Genomic DNA, 15225 nt, shown 5'->3' with positions numbered 1-15225 from the left:
GAGGTTGCGCTTGACGATGCGGCGCTCGTCTTCCGTCAGGCCGTTCGGGTTCTTCCACAGCTCGATGTCGCGCTGCATGTTCACTTCCTGCGGCATCCAGTGGTTCGCGCAGCCGGCCAGGTATTTGTCCCACGCCCACTTGTACTTGAACGGTACGAGCTGGTTGACGTCGGTCTTGGCGTTGATGATGCGCTTGTCGTCCGCGTTCACGCGCTTGGCGACGTCGGCGGCGCTGGCTTCGGAGTTCGCAGTGGCGGCGGGGGCCGGCGCGGCGGCCGGTTCATCGTCCCAGGAGAGAGCCATGATGTTTTCCTTCTTGAATTCTTTGAGCGGCATCGCCCGGCGGTGCCGAGCGATGCGGGTTGTTACGTCAGGGTGTCGTTCTGCTTGGTTCTGCTTATTGGCAAGCTTCGCACTCGTCGAAGCCCGCGTCGCCCGGGCGCAGGTAGCACGCGGCGCCGTCCACCACGTCCGGCGTCGCCGCAGGAGCAGGCGCCGGGGCGGCAGCGACCGGCGAGGACGCCGGCGCGGCTGTCAGGCCGCCGTCGACCGCCACGGCGTTCAGGGCGCCGGTACGGGTGGTCGACTTCTCCATGTGCGTCGCGGCGATCGTGCGCAGGTAGTACGTGGTCTTCAGGCCGCGCAGCCAGGCCAGTTTATAGGTCTCGTCCAGCTTCTTGCCCGAGGCGCCCGCCATATAGATGTTCAGCGACTGGGCCTGGTCGATCCACTTCTGGCGGCGCGATGCGGCTTCCACCAGCCACTTCGGCTCGACTTCGAACGCCGTGGCGTAGATGTCGCGCAGGTCTTGCGGGACGCGGTCGATGCGCGACAGCGAGCCGTCGAAGTATTTCAGGTCGTTGATCATGACCTCGTCCCACAGGCCGCGCGCCTTCAGGTCGCGCACCAGGCAGGCATTGATCTCGGTGAATTCGCCCGACAGGTTCGACTTCACGTACAGGTTCTGGAACGTCGGCTCGATACAGGCCGACACGCCGATGATGTTCGAGATGGTCGCGGTCGGGGCGATCGCCACGCAGTTCGAGTTGCGCATGCCGAACTGCCTGATACGGTTGCGAACCAAGGACCAGTCCATCGATTCCGACGTGTCCTGCTCGAGGTAGCCGCCGCGTTCCTCGGCCAGCAGCTTGATCGAGTCCTGCGGGAGGATGCCGCGGTCCCACAGCGAACCTTCGTACGACTTGTAACGGCCGCGTTCCTCGGCCAGCTCGGTCGACGCCAGGTAGGCGTAGTAGCAGACGGCTTCCATCGAGCGGTCGGCGAATTCCACGGCCTTATCCGACGCGAACGGCACGCGCATCATGTGCAGGCAGTCCTGGAAGCCCATGATGCCCAGGCCGACCGGACGATGGCGCATGTTCGAGTTCTTGGCCTTGTCGACGGCGTAGTAGTTGATGTCGATGACGTTGTCGAGCATGCGCATTGCCGTGCGGATGGTCTTCTGCAGCTTGACCACGTCCAGACCGTCGCCCTTCATGTGTGCCGGCAGGTTCACGGAACCGAGGTTGCAGACGGCGATTTCGTCTTCGTTCGTGTTCAGCGTGATCTCGGTGCACAGGTTCGACGAGTGCACGACGCCGACGTGCTGCTGCGGCGAGCGGATGTTGCACGGATCCTTGAACGTGATCCACGGGTGGCCCGTCTCGAACAGCATCGACAGCATCTTGCGCCACAGGTCGAGCGACTGCACCTTCTTGTGCACGGTCATCTCGCCGCGGGCGGCCTTCTCTTCATACTTCAGGTAAGCCTCTTCGAACGCCTTGCCGACCTTGTCGTGCAGGTCCGGCGCTTCCGACGGCGAGAACAGGGTCCACTCGCCCTTTTCCATCACGCGCTTCATGAACAGGTCGGGAATCCAGTTCGCCGTGTTCATGTCGTGCGTGCGGCGGCGGTCGTCGCCCGTGTTCTTGCGCAGGTCGAGGAATTCCTCGATGTCCAGGTGCCACGTTTCCAGGTAGGCGCAGACGGCGCCCTTGCGCTTGCCGCCCTGGTTGACGGCGACCGCGGTGTCGTTGGCGACCTTCAGGAACGGCACGACGCCCTGCGACTTGCCGTTCGTGCCCTTGATGCGCGAGCCCAGCGCGCGCACCGGCGTCCAGTCGTTGCCCAGGCCACCGGCGAATTTCGACAGCAGCGCGTTTTCCTTGATGGCGTCGTAGATGCCTTCCAGGTCGTCGGCGACCGTGGTCAGATAGCACGACGACAGCTGCGAGCGGCGCGTGCCCGAGTTGAACAGCGTCGGGGTCGAGCTCATGAAGTCGAACGTCGACAGCAGGTTGTAGAACTCGATCGCGCGCGCTTCGCGGTTCTCTTCACGCAGCGCCAGGCCCATCGCGACGCGCATGTAGAACGCCTGCGGCATCTCGATGCGGGTCTCGCGGATGTGCAGGAAGTAGCGGTCGTACAGGGTCTGCAGGCCGATGTAGCCGAATTGCAGGTCGCGGTCGGCGACGATCGCCTTGGCCAGTTTCTGCAGGTCGAACTTGCCCAGTTCCTCGTCCAGCAGCTCGGCGTCGATGCCCTTGGCGATGTATTGCGGGAAGTAGGTGACGTATTCGGCGGCGGCACCGGCTTGCGGCACCTCCTTGCCGAAGATCTCCTTGCGGATCGAGTGCAGCAGGATGCGTGCCGTGACCTGGCTGTAGGCCGGGTCCTTTTCCATCAGCGCGCGCGCGGCCAGCACGGCCGACTTGTGCAGTTCCTCGACCGGCACGCCGTCGTACAGGTTCTTCACGGTCTCGGCCAGGATGGCGTCGGCGTCGACGTGCTTTTCCAGGCCGGCGCAGGCCGCATTGATCAGCGAGGACACTTCGTTCATGTCCAGCGGACGGCGCACGCCGCCGTCGACGACGGTGAACTGCGGGGTGGCGATCTGCGTGCCGCCATTGGCTTCCTTGGCGGCGCGACGCTCTTCCATGCGCTTGGCGCGGTACAGCACGTATTCGCGCGCGACGTCATGCTCGCCCGAACGCATCAGGGACAATTCCACCTGGTCCTGCACATCCTCGATGTGGAACGTACCGCCGTTCGGCTGGCGGCGCACCAGCGCCGCGACCACGTTGTTCGTCAGCTGCTCGACCAGTTCGCGGATGCGTGCCGAGTCGCGGCCGCTCTCACCGTTCACGGCGAGGAAAGCCTTGGTCATCGCGACGGCGACCTTGGTCGGCGCGAACGGCACCACGGCGCCGTTGCGACGGATGATGCGGTAGTCGCCGTTCGCGACCAGTTCGGCCGCACTCGTTCCTGCCGCGGCGTGCGGGTTGATGGAAATGTCCGAAGATGTTTGCATTGAGCCTCCCAGCATGGCGTCGTTACGAATGCCAGCGCCTTCTCGAATTAGGTAGATGAGAATCCCCGCGTCGACAACGAGGGGAAAGCTGCCAACTCATCAAAATTGGCAACTCGATAACTTTCTGCCGATAAAAAATAGGAGCTGCAATATTGAGAAAAACGCGGTTGCGCCCCTACCTCTTCTGTTCGGCATTAAGGCCGTTGACCACTAGATGTAGTAGACAACGGCCTTACAGACCTAATTGTAGTCGATGTACAGGAATTTTAAGAGCTCTGCTACCAAGATTTTTTCCTTGACATCGGTCAGGTCCGATACCTGAAGCCTCCACGCCGAAGTAAGCACTAACATTGATTTCTTGGCGCGTTTCGCGCTGCTTACTATTCGTGCAAAAACGGCCGAAAACGCGCCCATTTGGGTTTGCTGCGTTGGCGAAAAGGCCACGCCGGCTCACGGTTCGGGCGCGTGGATATCCAGTTTTTGCATCTGGTAACGCAGCTGCCGGACGCTGATGCCGAGCAGGCTCGCGGCCTGCGTGCGGTTGAACTGGGTCTGGTTCAGCGCGCGCAGGATGATGTCGCGCTCGACCTGGCTCAGGTAGTCGGGCAGGTTGCTCGGCAACGCGTCGGCACTCAGCGGTTGCGCCGGCGGCGGCGTGGCCGCGTCCGGCGCCGCGCCGCGCTCCTCATCCGGCGCCGCGAAGGGAGCAGGTAGCACCGGCGCAGTGGTCACGACCTGCGCGACCGGCGCGGCCGCCCCCTGCGGCACGACGGCCGCATCGCCGCTCTTCGCCCCTTTCAGCAGCAGGTCGCCCACTTCGATGACGCCATCGTCCGCGAATGCGAGCGCGCGTTCCAGCACGTTCTCCAGTTCGCGGACGTTGCCGGGAAACGCATAGCTGCGCAGCGCGTCCAGCACCCCGGGACCGAGGCGCGCGCCGCCCGGCCCGGCCAGCCGCGCGAGGATGGCGTCCACCAGTAGCGGCAGGTCGTCCAGGCGCTCGCGCAGCGGCGGCAACGTGAGTTCGATGACGTTGAGGCGGTAGAACAAGTCCTGGCGGAAGCTGCCGTTCTCCACGCACTTCGCAAGGTCCTTGTGCGTGGCACTGATGATGCGCACGTCCACCGGCTCCTCGGCCGTCGCGCCGATCTTGCGCACGCGCCGCTCCTGGATCGCGCGCAGCAGCTTCACCTGCATTGCGAGCGGCAGGTCGGCCACTTCGTCGAGCATCAGGGTGCCGCCGTTCGCCGCCTGGAAGAAGCCGTCGCGCTCGTCGTTCGCGCCCGTGAACGCGCCCTTGCGGTAGCCGAAGAACTCGGCCTCCATCAGCGCCTCGGGAATCGCGCCGCAGTTCACGGCGACGAACGGCTTGCCGGCGCGCGCGCTCTGGGCGTGGATCTCGCGCGCGGCCAACTCCTTGCCGCTGCCCGATTCGCCGTTGATGGCGATCGGTGCCTGCGAGCGCGCCAGTCGGGCGATCTGCGCGCGCAGCGCCTGCATCGCGGGCGACGCCCCGATCATGCGCGACGTGCCGCCCGGCGCAGCCGCCGGTTGTGCGCCCGGGTCGGACAACTTCAGCGCCGAACGCACCATTGCGCGCAAATCGTCCAGCACGACGGGCTTCGACACGTAGTCGAACGCGCCGGCCTTCAGCGCGACGACGGCATTTTCGGCGCTGCCGTACGCCGTGATCACGGCGATCGGGGTGCTTTTATGATTGGTCGCGACCTCGCGCACGAGTTCGAGGCCCAGGCCGTCGGGCAGGCGCATGTCCGTCAATACCAGCGCGTACGCCTTCTGGCCCAGCAGCGCGCGCGCTTCGCGGACGGTCGCCGCGCCGTCGACGTCCAGCCCCATCTTGAGCAGCGTGATCTCGAGCAGCTCGCGCAGGTCGGGTTCGTCGTCGACCACCAGGATGCGGGGTGAGCTCATGGCTATCTATGTTTCCGTGACGTTAGATGGATGCAGCGAAGGTGATCACGAAGCGGCCGCTGGCCTCGCCCGTGGCGCCGGCCGGGCCGGTGTCCTGCGTGCGGTATTCGTAGTCGAGCATCGCGCCGTTGTTCAGGCACAGCTCGCGCGCCAGGTACAGGCCCAGGCCCGTGCCCTTGCTCGACGTCGTGTAGAACGGCTCGAACAGGTGGGCGCGCACTTCGGGCGTGATCCCGGGGCCGTCGTCCTGCACGTGCAATTCCATGCGGCCCGTGGGGTCGACGACGGGGCACACGCGGATGCTGGCCGGCTTGCCGCTGGCGTAGCGGATCGCATTGCCGAGCAGGTTCACGAGCACTTCGCGCAAGTGCATGCCGTCGAAACGCACGCTGCGCCCGTGCGCGTCGCCCACCCACACTATATCACTCGCCATGTCGTGCATTTCCGTGAATTCCGCCCGCAGCTCCGGCAGGAAGTCGTCGAGCGCGACGGGCGCGCCGTTCGGCTGCACCTTGCGCGACAGTTTCAGGATGTCCTCGACCATGCGGTTCACGCGCGCCACGTTGTCGTTCACGATGCGCAGCAGGCGCGTTTCGGCCGGGCCGTGCAGGTCTTCGGCCAGCAGCGACGTCGCGTGGCCGATCGCCGACAGCGGGTTCCGCACCTCGTGCGCGATGCTGGCCGTCAGGCGTCCCATCGACGCGAGCTTGAGTTGCTGCGCCTGGTTCTCGATGGCGCTCACGTCCTGCAGGAACACGAGGCTGCGCTCGGCCGCACCCTCGGGCGTGTCCACGCGCGCGAAACGCAACTTGAGGTGCACCGGCTGGTCGAGGCGGCCGCGCACGGCCCCTTCCGTCTCGTGCCAGCGCTTGACCGTGACGTAGCCGTCCGGCGCGTCGGCGCCATGGGCGACCCAGGCCGCGAAGCTCTGCGCCACCGGCTCCAAGGCCGGCACGTCGGTCAGCAGGAACACGTTGCCGTCCTCTCCCGGCTGCACGTCGAGCCCGAGCATGCGCCGCGCCGCAGGGTTGCCGCCGAAGACCGTGCCGTCGCGGCCCAGCACGAGGATGCCGTCGGCCACGTCGTCCACGACGATGCGGTAGATCGCCTGCTGGATGCGCAGGTCGGCGCCGCGGCGCGCGGCCAGTTCTTCCTGGTTGATCAGCCGGGCCGCCAGGCGGTTCACCACCAGCACCATCGCGAAGAACGCGGCGCCCGTCAGGCCGGCCTGGGTCAGAGGCACGTCATCCCCGCGCATGAGCGTCTGCCACGTGCTTTCGCCCAGCATGAACAACGTGGCCAGCGCGGCCGAGAACAGCGCGGGCACGAGGGGTGCAAGAATCGCGGCACCGGCCAGCGGGAACAGGTACAGCAGCGCGAGGCCGCTGCGCATGCCGCCGGCCGCGAGGTACAGCAGCGAGATCGCGACGATGTCGACGAGCACCTGCCCGAACAACTGCCACGTGAAGCGCCTGCGCCAGCGCTGCGTGACGAGCGCGAACAGCAACGCGGCCAGCAGGTAGGCGATGCACGTCTCGGCATACACGGTGCCGTCCACGCGGCCACGGCGCACGTCCAGCGACAGGTACAGCAGCAGCACGAGCGCGATCACGATGCGCGTGACCGTGAGCGTCTGCAGCGAACGCCAGAACGTCGAGCGCGACTCGGCGGAAAGAGACGGCCAGAGCGCCATGCGGCGGCTTACCTGGCTTCCAGTTGCGCGTGCGCGGGGCTGCAGTAATCGCGGCCGTCGGCCCGCACGGCTTCGGACGAAGGGAAATAGACGCCGCAACGGGCGCAGCACAGCATCGGCTCGGACTTGTCCTCGACGCGGCTCCACGCCGTCGCATCGGCGCCGGCCGGCGCCGGCCCTGCGGCCGGGCCTTGCGCGCGCGCCAGCGCGGCGCGCAGTTTGCTGCGCACGGCCATCACCACGAGGATGACGAGCGCAATCCAGAAAAGCAGTCGCGTCATACGAACCCCCGGTGCAGAACGACTTCAAATACGAAACGGCTGCCGACATACGCCAGCGCCAACGTGGCGAATCCCGCCAGGGTGAAGCGCAGCGCCGTCTTGCCGCGCCAGCCGCGCCAGCGGCGTCCGGCCAGCAGCGCGGCGAACAGGAACCACGACAGCAGCGCAAAGAAATTCTTGTGGTCCCAGCGCAGCGCGCGGCCGAACAGCTGTTCGGAGAACACGACGCCCGACAGGACGGTGAGGCTGAGCAGGACGAAGCCGATGCCGATCATGCGGAACAGCAGCCGCTCCATCGTGAGCAGCGCCGGCAGCTGGTCGAGCGCGCCGGTGAACCAGCCTTTCTTTGCGCTCTTCGTGTGCAGCCGCGCCTCCTGCAGCGCCATCAGCACGGCGTGGAAGGCGGCGATGGTGAGCGTGCTGTACGCCGACACCGCGACCGCGACGTGCCAGCCGAACGCGGGCGACTGGTCCTGCACGGGCATCAGGTTGCCGGGGAACAGCGGCGGCAGGATCGCCGCGACGGCCGCGCACGGCATCACCATGCGCCGCATGCCGTCCAGCGCGAAGTTGCGGTTCTCGATCCAGTACGCGGCGACGGAAATCCACAGCGCGGCCGACAGCATGAACGCGAAGCCGACGCGCAACGTGCCGTTCGACACGATGTCCGGCCACAGCGCCAGGCCATGCACGGCCCAGGCGACGGCAGTCACGGCCGAAATGGCCGAGCCCCGCCGCGACGGCAGCAGGGCGCATACCGCGTACAGAATGGCCGCGGCGATGAATAGGGTGAGTTGCATACGAGCGAGTCTACACCATCCGGAATGGGCAGGAACAGCTTGGCTTTTTGTTAATCGACGGTCGCGGCCTTGATTTCGGCGTCGTGGTGGCGCTGCTGCTCTTCCATCACCATCAGCCCCAGTTCGCGCTTGAGCGCATTGAATTCCGGCGCGGCCGGATCGCGCAGGCGCGGCAGCTCGACGAGCATGTCGCGCTTGATCGTGCCCGGCCGGTACGTCATGACGACGATGCGGTCGGCCAGGTAGATCGCTTCCTCGATGCTGTGCGTGACGAAGATGACCGTCTTCTTCAGTTCCGCCCACAGGCGCAGCAGCTCGTCCTGCAGGTTGCGGCGCGTGAGCGCGTCGAGCGCGCCGAACGGCTCGTCCATCAGCAGGATCGGCGAGTCGAGCGCCAGCACGCGCGCGATCGCCACGCGCTGGCGCATGCCGCCCGACAGGTCCTTCGGGTAGCGCTTCGCGAAGTCTTCCAGCGACAGGAGTTTCAGCAGCTCGGCCACGCGGGCCGCGATGTGCGCGCGCGCCATGCCCTTGATCTCCAGGCCGAAACCGACGTTCTGCTCCACCGTCATCCATGGGAACAGCGCGTATTCCTGGAACACCATCCCCCGCTCCGGTCCGGGTCCGGTGACGGGCACACCGTCGGCCAGCACGGTGCCCGACGTCGGTGGCGCGAAGCCGGCGACGGCGTTCAGCAGCGTGGACTTGCCGCAGCCGGAAGGCCCCAGCAGGCAGACGAACTGGCCGCGCGGGATCTCGAGCGTGATGTCCTGCAGCGCGACCATCTTACGGCCGTCGCCGTCGAACACTTTACTCACCTTGTCGATCACGATGTGTGCGGCCATGTCAATGCTCCAGGCCGCGGTGCCAGCGCAGCAGATAGTTGTTCAGCAGATTCATGCCAGAGTCGATGGCGAGGCCCAGCAGGCCGATCGTGATCATGCCGGCGATGATCTTGTCCGACCAGAAGTACTCGCGCGCCTCGAGGATGCGGAAGCCGAGGCCGTTGTTCACGGCGATCATCTCCGACACGATCACGACGATGAACGCCGTGCCGATGCCGATGCGCATGCCCGTCAGGATGTACGGGACGGCCGCCGGCAGGATCACGCGCAGGAACATCGTCGGCCCGCTCGCACCGAGGTTGCGGGCCGCGCGCAAATAGATGCCGTCGACCTGGCGCACGCCCGCGATCGTATTCATCAGCACGGGGAAGAAGGCGCCCAGCGCGATGAGGAAGATGGCGGGCGGATTGCCGAGGCCGAACCACAGGATCGACAGCGGGATGTAGGCGATGGGTGGAATGGGCCGCAACAGCTGGAACAACGGGTTCAGCCAGCCGTACGCGACGCGGCTCGCGCCCATGACGAGGCCCACCGGCAGCGCGAGACCCGCGCCGACGAGGAAGCCGACGATCACGCGGTACAAGCTGCCGATGGCATCCGTGATCAACTCGCCGGACACGGCCCACGCGAGCCAGCCGCCGTGGTTGATCTCGCGCCACGTCGCGAAGTCCTGCAGCGGCAGCAGGTACGCGACCCACTTGCGCCAGACCTGCAGCGGCGACGGCAGGATGTTCTCGTTGACCCATCCCATGCCGGCCACCCACTGCCAGATCGCGATCGCGACGACCGGCACCACCATGCCGATTGCGATGTCCTGCCACCTGCGTTTAACCATTCCAATTCCCCCACGAGATTCCACGTAGGGTGGACGGCTCTGCCGTCCACGCGTTCAACCGGCACATGCACACCGCGCATCAACGCACACGTGATTTGAACGCGTGGACGGGGAACCCGTCCACCCTACCGTTATTTGATGTTGAGGCTCTTCTTGGCCTCGTCCAGCAGGTCCGTCTTGACCCACTGCGTCGCCACCGGCGGCTTGGCCATCCGGCCCACGCCCGTCTTGACCATGATGTCCGTCGTGGTCTGGATGTGCGCCGGCGTGATGTCGTAGGTGTACGGCGAATTGCTGATCGCGTCGTCGAAATCGTCCTTCGTGATCTGGCCCTTGAACACGGTTTCGCGCACGTATTTCTCGGCCAGCGCAGGGTCCTTGATGAAGGCGTTGGTCGCCATCACGAAGCAGCGCATGAATTTCTCGGCCACCGCGTGCTTGGTGCCGTAGAACTTCTCGGTCATGACCATCGTGCGCACCGGTTCGCCGATCGGCGTGTCGTACGGCTTGATGACTTCGACGCCGAAGCCCTTGTTGATCGCCTGCGACGACTGCGGCTCCGACTGCATCATGGCGTCGATGTTCTTGCCCAGCAGTGCCTGGTTGAGGTCGGCGTAGGCGAGGTAGATGATCTGCACGTCCTTGCCGGGCGCGGCGTCGGCGGTCAGGCCCGCTTTCTGCAGCTCGGCCATCAACAGCACCTCCTGGATGCCGCCGCGCGTCACGCCCACCTTCTTGCCCTTGAGGTCCTTCACGCCCTTGATGCCGCCGTCCGGGCGCGCAACGAGGCGCACGCCGCCCTTGGCGAAGCCGGCCACGACGTAAATCGGTGCACCGCCGGCGCGACCCGAGATGGCAGCCTCGGACGCCGTCGCACCGACGTCGAGCTCGCCCGCGATGATGGCCTGCATCACATCCAGGCCCTTCGCGAACACGCGCTCCTCGACCTTGATGCCGCACTTTGGCGCGATTTCCTTGATGTACGAGACGGCACCGTAGTGTGCGAACTTGAGATTGCCGAGCCGGACGACGTCCTGGGCCTGGGCACCGCCCGCGGCCAGCAGCGCGGCGGCGACGAGGGTCTTGCGGAAGACGTTTGCTTTCATTGCCTCTCTCTCCGATTGGGTACGATCATTATTGGAATGACTGCGTGTGCTGCTGCGGCCGCGAACGGACGTGGCCGCCGTGGACCTCTGGAAAATAAACGGGAAGCAATGCATTGTCAAACCGTCCCGGCAGCGTTTACCAAGAATCAAACGAAACGCTTGACCGGACGGCTTGCGAAGGGGAAAACACGCCCTCACATAAGGTAAAATTGGAGTTTGCGCGTTGCCCGCTCATATATATATCAGTACAAAAGGTAGAACATGCTGGATAACCTGACCCAACGCCTTGCCAAGGTCGTCAAGACGATGCGCGGCGAGGCCCGCCTGACCGAGGCCAATACCGCCGAGATGCTCCGTGAAGTACGCCTGGCCCTCCTCGAGGCCGACGTGGCGCTGCCGGCCGTGCGCGAATTCATCGCGAAAGTGAAGGAAAAGGCGCTGGGCGAGGAGGTCATCGGCTCGCTGTCGCCGGGCCAGGCCCTCGTCGGCGTCGTGCAGAAGGAACTGGGCGCGCTGATGGGCGCCGACCTCGGCCCGGACGCATCGCAGCTGTCGTTCGCGCAGCAGCCGCCGGCCGTGATCCTGATGGCCGGCCTGCAGGGCGTCGGCAAGACGACCACCACCGGCAAGCTCGCGAAATACCTGAAGGAAGAGAAGAAGAAAAAGGTCCTGACCGTCTCCGCCGACGTGTACCGCCCCGCCGCGATCGCGCAGCTGGAATCGGTGACGAAGCAGGTCGGTGCCGACTTCTTCCCGTCCACCGCCAGCGACAAGCCGGTCGATATCGCGAAGAACGCGATCGACTGGGCGAAGAAGCACTACCACGACGTCGTCATCATCGACACGGCGGGCCGTCTCGCGATCGACGAAGCGATGATGCAGGAGATCGCCGCCGTGCACGCGGCCGTGAACCCCATCGAGACGCTGTTCGTCGTCGACGCCATGGTCGGTCAAGACGCGATCAACACGGCGAAAGCGTTCAACGACGCGCTGCCGCTGACGGGCGTGATCCTCACCAAGCTCGATGGCGATTCGCGCGGCGGCGCGGCACTGTCCGTGCGCCACGTGACCGGCAAGCCGATCAAGTTCGCCGGCGTGTCGGAAAAGCTGGACGGCCTGGAAGCCTTCGATCCGGCCCGCATGGCCAACCGCGTGCTGGGCATGGGCGACATCCTCGCCCTCGTCGAGGAAGCGCGCAAGGGCGTGGACATGAAGGCCGCGGCCGACATGGCCAACAAGATCAAATCGGGCGGCAAGTTCGACATGAACGACTTCCGCGCCCAGCTCGCGCAGATGAAGAAGATGGGCGGCATGGCCGGCCTGCTCGATAAGCTGCCTGCCCAGTTCCAGCAGGCCGCGAGCGGCGCCAACATGGATCAAGCCGAGAAGCAGGTGCGCCGGATGTGCGGCATCATCGATTCGATGACGCCGGCCGAACGCGCCAAGCCGGAGCTGATCAAGGCCAACCGCAAGCGCCGCATCGCGGCCGGCGCGGGCGTGCAGGTGCAGGAGGTGAACCGCATGCTGACCCAGTACGAGCAGATGAACACGATGATGAAGAAGCTCAAGGGCGGTGGCATGATGAAGATGATGCGTGGTATGAAGGGCATGATGCCGGGCATGCGCTGATCCCTGCCCCCTTCTGCGAAAGCCGTGCGCGACGACCGTCCGCACGGCTTTTTTCCGTTTGGGACGCCCGTTTTTCCGCTCCAGGGAGCCCCGGGTAACACAAGCGGTCGATTTAGCCCTTGTAAGAGTGAAAAAATTTCGAAAAAGACTTGCACGAACACTAAAACCCTACCAATATAAGCCGGGTGCGCTCACGCGCAAATTTCCATGTGTTCCGTATAGGAGGCTCGAAGATGGCAACAGCCAAAAAAACCACCGCAGCACCCGCTAAGAAAGCCGCTGCCAAGCCTGCTGCGGCGGCGAAGCCCGCAGCGAAAAAGGCAGCAGCTCCTGCCAAAGCAGCAGCACCGAAAGCAACCGCAGCAGCAAAGAAGCCGGCAGCGGCCCGCAAGCCGAACGCCGCTTTCATGAAAGAGATGACCCCGTCGGCAACGCTGGCCGCCGTCGTCGGCGCGAAACCGCTGCCGCGTACGGAAGTGACCAAGAAAGTCTGGGACTACATCAAGGCACAAAACCTGCAAGACGCGGCCAACCGTCGCATGATCAACGCCGACGACAAGCTGAAAGCCGTCTTCGGTGGCAAGGCGCAGGTGTCGATGTTCGAAATGACGAAGCTGATCTCGGATCACCTCAAATAAGAACACCTCGCTGGCCGTCCCACCGGCCCCGATACGAAAAGCCCCGGCGAGCCGGGGCTTTTTGTTTTGCGTGAAATGCCCCGGTACGTAGGGTGGACGGCTTGTCATTGAGTCCCCCGGACTCAATGACTCCACGCGTTCAAATCACGCTTCATTTAACGTGCGGTGTCCATGTGCCGGCTGGACGCGTGGACGGCATAGCCGTCCACCCTACGCAAAGAACGGCCTGAGCATCAGGTGCAGTCCTAATCCCAGCAGCCCGATGAAAAAGCAGCGCCGGAACGTCGCCGGCCGGATGCGCCCCCGTATCCACTGGCCGCACAGCATGCCGATCATCGCGGGCACCGGCGCCGCCAGCGACATCCCGGCCGCCCCCGCCGGATACTCACCCGCCAGCAGCAGCGACGCGCCGAGCGCCACCGTCGACACCGTGAAGCACAGGCCCAGCGCCTGCACGAGCGCATCGCGTTCCAGGCGCAGGCCCTGCAGATAAGGCACGGCCGGGATCACGAAGACGCCCGTCGCCGCCGTGACGATCCCCGTGACGAGGCCCACGAGCGGGCTCGCGCCGCGCTCCGCGCCGGCCGGCACGTGCAGCACGAACGACGCCAGCCCGGCCGCCGCATACAGCAGCAGCGCCCCGCCCAGCGCGGCGGCAGCGTCGGCGCCGCCGGCGCCCGGCAGCAGCAAGCCGCCGCCGACCGTGCCGACGACGATCGCCACCAGCATCGGCCACAAACGGCGCACGAGAGGCCCGAACGCGGGTCCGGCCAGCAGTTGCCAGACGTTCGTCACGAGCGAAGGCACGACGAGCAGCGCGGCGGCCTCGCGCGGCGCCATCACGATGCCGAGCAGGCCCACGGCCACCGTCGGCAGCCCGAGCCCGACGACACCCTTGACGAGTCCTGCCAGCACGAACACGGAGAAGATCAGCACGAGGTCATGCGGACCGTGCGCGAACGGGATAGTATCCATGTGGCGATTCTGCCCCGGACAGGGGCGCCCGCCAATGCGGAATTTCCGCAGCCAGCCTTCGGCCCAGCCGAAATCACGGAGGGATGATGCGATTCGATCTGGTGGACCTGCAGCTGTTCCTGCACGTCGTGGACGCGGGCAGCATCACGGGCGGCGCGGCGCGAGCGCACCTGGCGCTGGCGTCCAGCAGCGAGCGTATCCAGCACATGGAAGCGGCGCTGGGCGTGCCGCTGCTCGTGCGCGGACGGCGCGGCGTGCAGCCGACGGCCGCGGGCCTCGCGCTGCAGCGCCACGCGCGCCTCGTGTTCCAGCAACTCGCGCGCCTGCGCGCGGAACTGGGCGAGCACGCGGCGGGGCTGAAGGGCCAGGTGCGGCTGCTGTGCAATACGGCGGCGCTGTCCGAGTACTTGCCGGAGGCGCTGGCCGGCTTCATGGCGCGTCATCCGGACGTCGACGTCGACCTGGAAGAGCGCCTGTCCAGTGACATCGCGCGCGCCGTGCGCGAAGGCGGTGCGGACCTCGGCATCGTGGCCGACACGGTGGACCTGGCTGGCTTGGACACCTTCCCGTTCTGCACCGACCGCCTCGTGGCCGTCGCGCCGCCGGCGCTGGCGCGCACGCTCGTCACGCAGGACGGCCAGGCGGTGGCGTTCGCACGCCTCGTGGACTTCGACCACATCGCGCTGACGGGCGACAGCGCGCTGTTCCGCTACCTGAGCCAGCAGGCCGAACGCGCGGGCCGCACCTTGCGCGCGCGCGTGCGCCTGCGCAGCTTCGACGCGGTGTGCCGGATGGTGGAGAGCGGGGTCGGGATCGGGATCGTGTCCGAGCCGGCAGCGCGGCGCTGCGCACGCACGATGGACATCGCCGTGCTGGCGCTGGCCGACGCGTGGGCGGTGCGCCAGCTCACGCTATGCATGCGCAGCTTCGATGGGTTGCCGCGGCATGCGCAGCAATTAGTTGAAGAACTCCGTGCGTGACGCGCATGGTGGGCACGGGGTGCCTACGTCGGCCGCGCCCACCCTACCTGGCTGCGTGCGTGACCGGTAGGGTGGACGGGTCCCCCGTCCACGCGTTCAACCGGCCCGTGCAGGCCGGTACGTCAATTCAAACGTGGTTTGGACGCGTGGAGTCATCGAGTCCGGGGGACTCAATGACAAAGCCGTCCACCCTACCGCAAC

At 66.0% G+C, this 15225-nt stretch carries 13 protein-coding genes; 3 read left to right on the top strand and 10 right to left on the bottom strand.

The window, feature by feature from the left end:
• From NX784_RS18180 to NX784_RS18140, 9 genes are all read right to left on the bottom strand, one after another.
• Nucleotides 1–303: ribonucleotide-diphosphate reductase subunit beta (locus tag NX784_RS18180; RefSeq protein ID WP_258818102.1), on the bottom strand; the 303-nt coding region annotated here is incomplete at its 3' end.
• Between the two features lie 94 nt (nucleotides 304–397).
• Complete coding sequence (locus tag NX784_RS18175) at nucleotides 398–3310, bottom strand: ribonucleoside-diphosphate reductase subunit alpha (RefSeq protein WP_258818101.1); 2913 nt, start codon at nucleotides 3308–3310, stop codon at nucleotides 398–400.
• 450 nt (nucleotides 3311–3760) lie between these two features.
• Complete coding sequence (locus tag NX784_RS18170) at nucleotides 3761–5242, bottom strand: sigma-54-dependent transcriptional regulator (protein ID WP_258818100.1); 1482 nt, start codon at nucleotides 5240–5242, stop codon at nucleotides 3761–3763.
• Nucleotides 5243–5264: 22 nt separating this feature from the next.
• Nucleotides 5265–6935 carry a sensor histidine kinase gene (locus NX784_RS18165; RefSeq protein WP_258818099.1) on the bottom strand — a complete coding sequence of 557 codons (1671 nt, stop codon included), beginning with the start codon at nucleotides 6933–6935 and terminating at the stop codon, nucleotides 5265–5267.
• Between the two features lie 8 nt (nucleotides 6936–6943).
• Nucleotides 6944–7216: a PP0621 family protein gene (locus tag NX784_RS18160; RefSeq protein ID WP_258818098.1), complete on the bottom strand. Its 273-nt coding sequence runs from the start codon at nucleotides 7214–7216 to the stop codon at nucleotides 6944–6946.
• Nucleotides 7213–8016, bottom strand: a complete 804-nt coding sequence (locus NX784_RS18155; protein ID WP_258818097.1) for a cytochrome C assembly family protein — start codon at nucleotides 8014–8016, stop codon at nucleotides 7213–7215. Before NX784_RS18155 ends, NX784_RS18160 begins: the two co-directional genes overlap by 4 nt.
• A gap of 50 nt (nucleotides 8017–8066) precedes the next feature.
• On the bottom strand, nucleotides 8067–8861 hold the full coding sequence (locus tag NX784_RS18150; protein ID WP_258818096.1) for an ABC transporter ATP-binding protein: 795 nt from the start codon (nucleotides 8859–8861) through the stop codon (nucleotides 8067–8069).
• Between the two features lies 1 nt (nucleotide 8862).
• A complete protein-coding gene (locus NX784_RS18145; protein ID WP_258818095.1) occupies nucleotides 8863–9696 on the bottom strand; it encodes an ABC transporter permease in 834 nt (277 codons plus the stop codon).
• Between the two features lie 131 nt (nucleotides 9697–9827).
• A complete protein-coding gene (locus NX784_RS18140) occupies nucleotides 9828–10802 on the bottom strand; it encodes an ABC transporter substrate-binding protein (protein WP_258818094.1) in 975 nt (324 codons plus the stop codon).
• A gap of 261 nt (nucleotides 10803–11063) precedes the next feature.
• Between NX784_RS18140 and ffh the strand changes: the two genes are divergently transcribed.
• Entirely contained in the window at nucleotides 11064–12431 is a 1368-nt protein-coding gene (gene ffh, locus NX784_RS18135) for a signal recognition particle protein (protein WP_258818093.1), read from the top strand.
• Nucleotides 12432–12664: 233 nt separating this feature from the next.
• Nucleotides 12665–13069, top strand: a complete 405-nt coding sequence (locus tag NX784_RS18130) for an SWIB/MDM2 domain-containing protein (protein ID WP_160409423.1) — start codon at nucleotides 12665–12667, stop codon at nucleotides 13067–13069.
• Nucleotides 13070–13279: 210 nt separating this feature from the next.
• Here NX784_RS18130 and NX784_RS18125 read toward each other — a convergent pair whose 3' ends face one another.
• Nucleotides 13280–14044 carry a sulfite exporter TauE/SafE family protein gene (locus tag NX784_RS18125; protein ID WP_258818092.1) on the bottom strand — a complete coding sequence of 255 codons (765 nt, stop codon included), beginning with the start codon at nucleotides 14042–14044 and terminating at the stop codon, nucleotides 13280–13282.
• Nucleotides 14045–14130: 86 nt separating this feature from the next.
• On the opposite strand from NX784_RS18125, the gene NX784_RS18120 reads away from it, so the two are divergent.
• On the top strand, nucleotides 14131–15024 hold the full coding sequence (locus NX784_RS18120) for a LysR family transcriptional regulator (protein WP_258818091.1): 894 nt from the start codon (nucleotides 14131–14133) through the stop codon (nucleotides 15022–15024).
• The last annotated feature ends 201 nt before the right edge of the window (nucleotides 15025–15225 follow it).

Origin of the sequence: Massilia pinisoli, assembly GCF_024753285.1 — a bacterium.
GTDB classification, from domain to species: Bacteria; Pseudomonadota; Gammaproteobacteria; order Burkholderiales; family Burkholderiaceae_D; genus Telluria; species Telluria pinisoli.
The sequence above is the reverse complement of the archived record's forward strand: the minus strand, read 5'-3'. Positions and strand labels throughout refer to the sequence as shown.

What these genes read in the sequence shown, in the direction of transcription:
- NX784_RS18175 (WP_258818101.1), bottom strand. Translation starts at nt 3,310, where the DNA reads ATGCAAACATCTTCGGACATTTCCATCAACCCGCACGCCGCGGCAGGA.
- NX784_RS18170 (WP_258818100.1), bottom strand. Translation starts at nt 5,242, where the DNA reads ATGAGCTCACCCCGCATCCTGGTGGTCGACGACGAACCCGACCTGCGC.
- NX784_RS18165 (WP_258818099.1), bottom strand. Translation starts at nt 6,935, where the DNA reads ATGGCGCTCTGGCCGTCTCTTTCCGCCGAGTCGCGCTCGACGTTCTGG.
- NX784_RS18160 (WP_258818098.1), bottom strand. Translation starts at nt 7,216, where the DNA reads ATGACGCGACTGCTTTTCTGGATTGCGCTCGTCATCCTCGTGGTGATG.
- NX784_RS18155 (WP_258818097.1), bottom strand. Translation starts at nt 8,016, where the DNA reads ATGCAACTCACCCTATTCATCGCCGCGGCCATTCTGTACGCGGTATGC.
- NX784_RS18150 (WP_258818096.1), bottom strand. Translation starts at nt 8,861, where the DNA reads ATGGCCGCACACATCGTGATCGACAAGGTGAGTAAAGTGTTCGACGGC.
- NX784_RS18145 (WP_258818095.1), bottom strand. Translation starts at nt 9,696, where the DNA reads ATGGTTAAACGCAGGTGGCAGGACATCGCAATCGGCATGGTGGTGCCG.
- NX784_RS18140 (WP_258818094.1), bottom strand. Translation starts at nt 10,802, where the DNA reads ATGAAAGCAAACGTCTTCCGCAAGACCCTCGTCGCCGCCGCGCTGCTG.
- ffh (WP_258818093.1), top strand. Translation starts at nt 11,064, where the DNA reads ATGCTGGATAACCTGACCCAACGCCTTGCCAAGGTCGTCAAGACGATG.
- NX784_RS18130 (WP_160409423.1), top strand. Translation starts at nt 12,665, where the DNA reads ATGGCAACAGCCAAAAAAACCACCGCAGCACCCGCTAAGAAAGCCGCT.
- NX784_RS18125 (WP_258818092.1), bottom strand. Translation starts at nt 14,044, where the DNA reads ATGGATACTATCCCGTTCGCGCACGGTCCGCATGACCTCGTGCTGATC.
- NX784_RS18120 (WP_258818091.1), top strand. Translation starts at nt 14,131, where the DNA reads ATGCGATTCGATCTGGTGGACCTGCAGCTGTTCCTGCACGTCGTGGAC.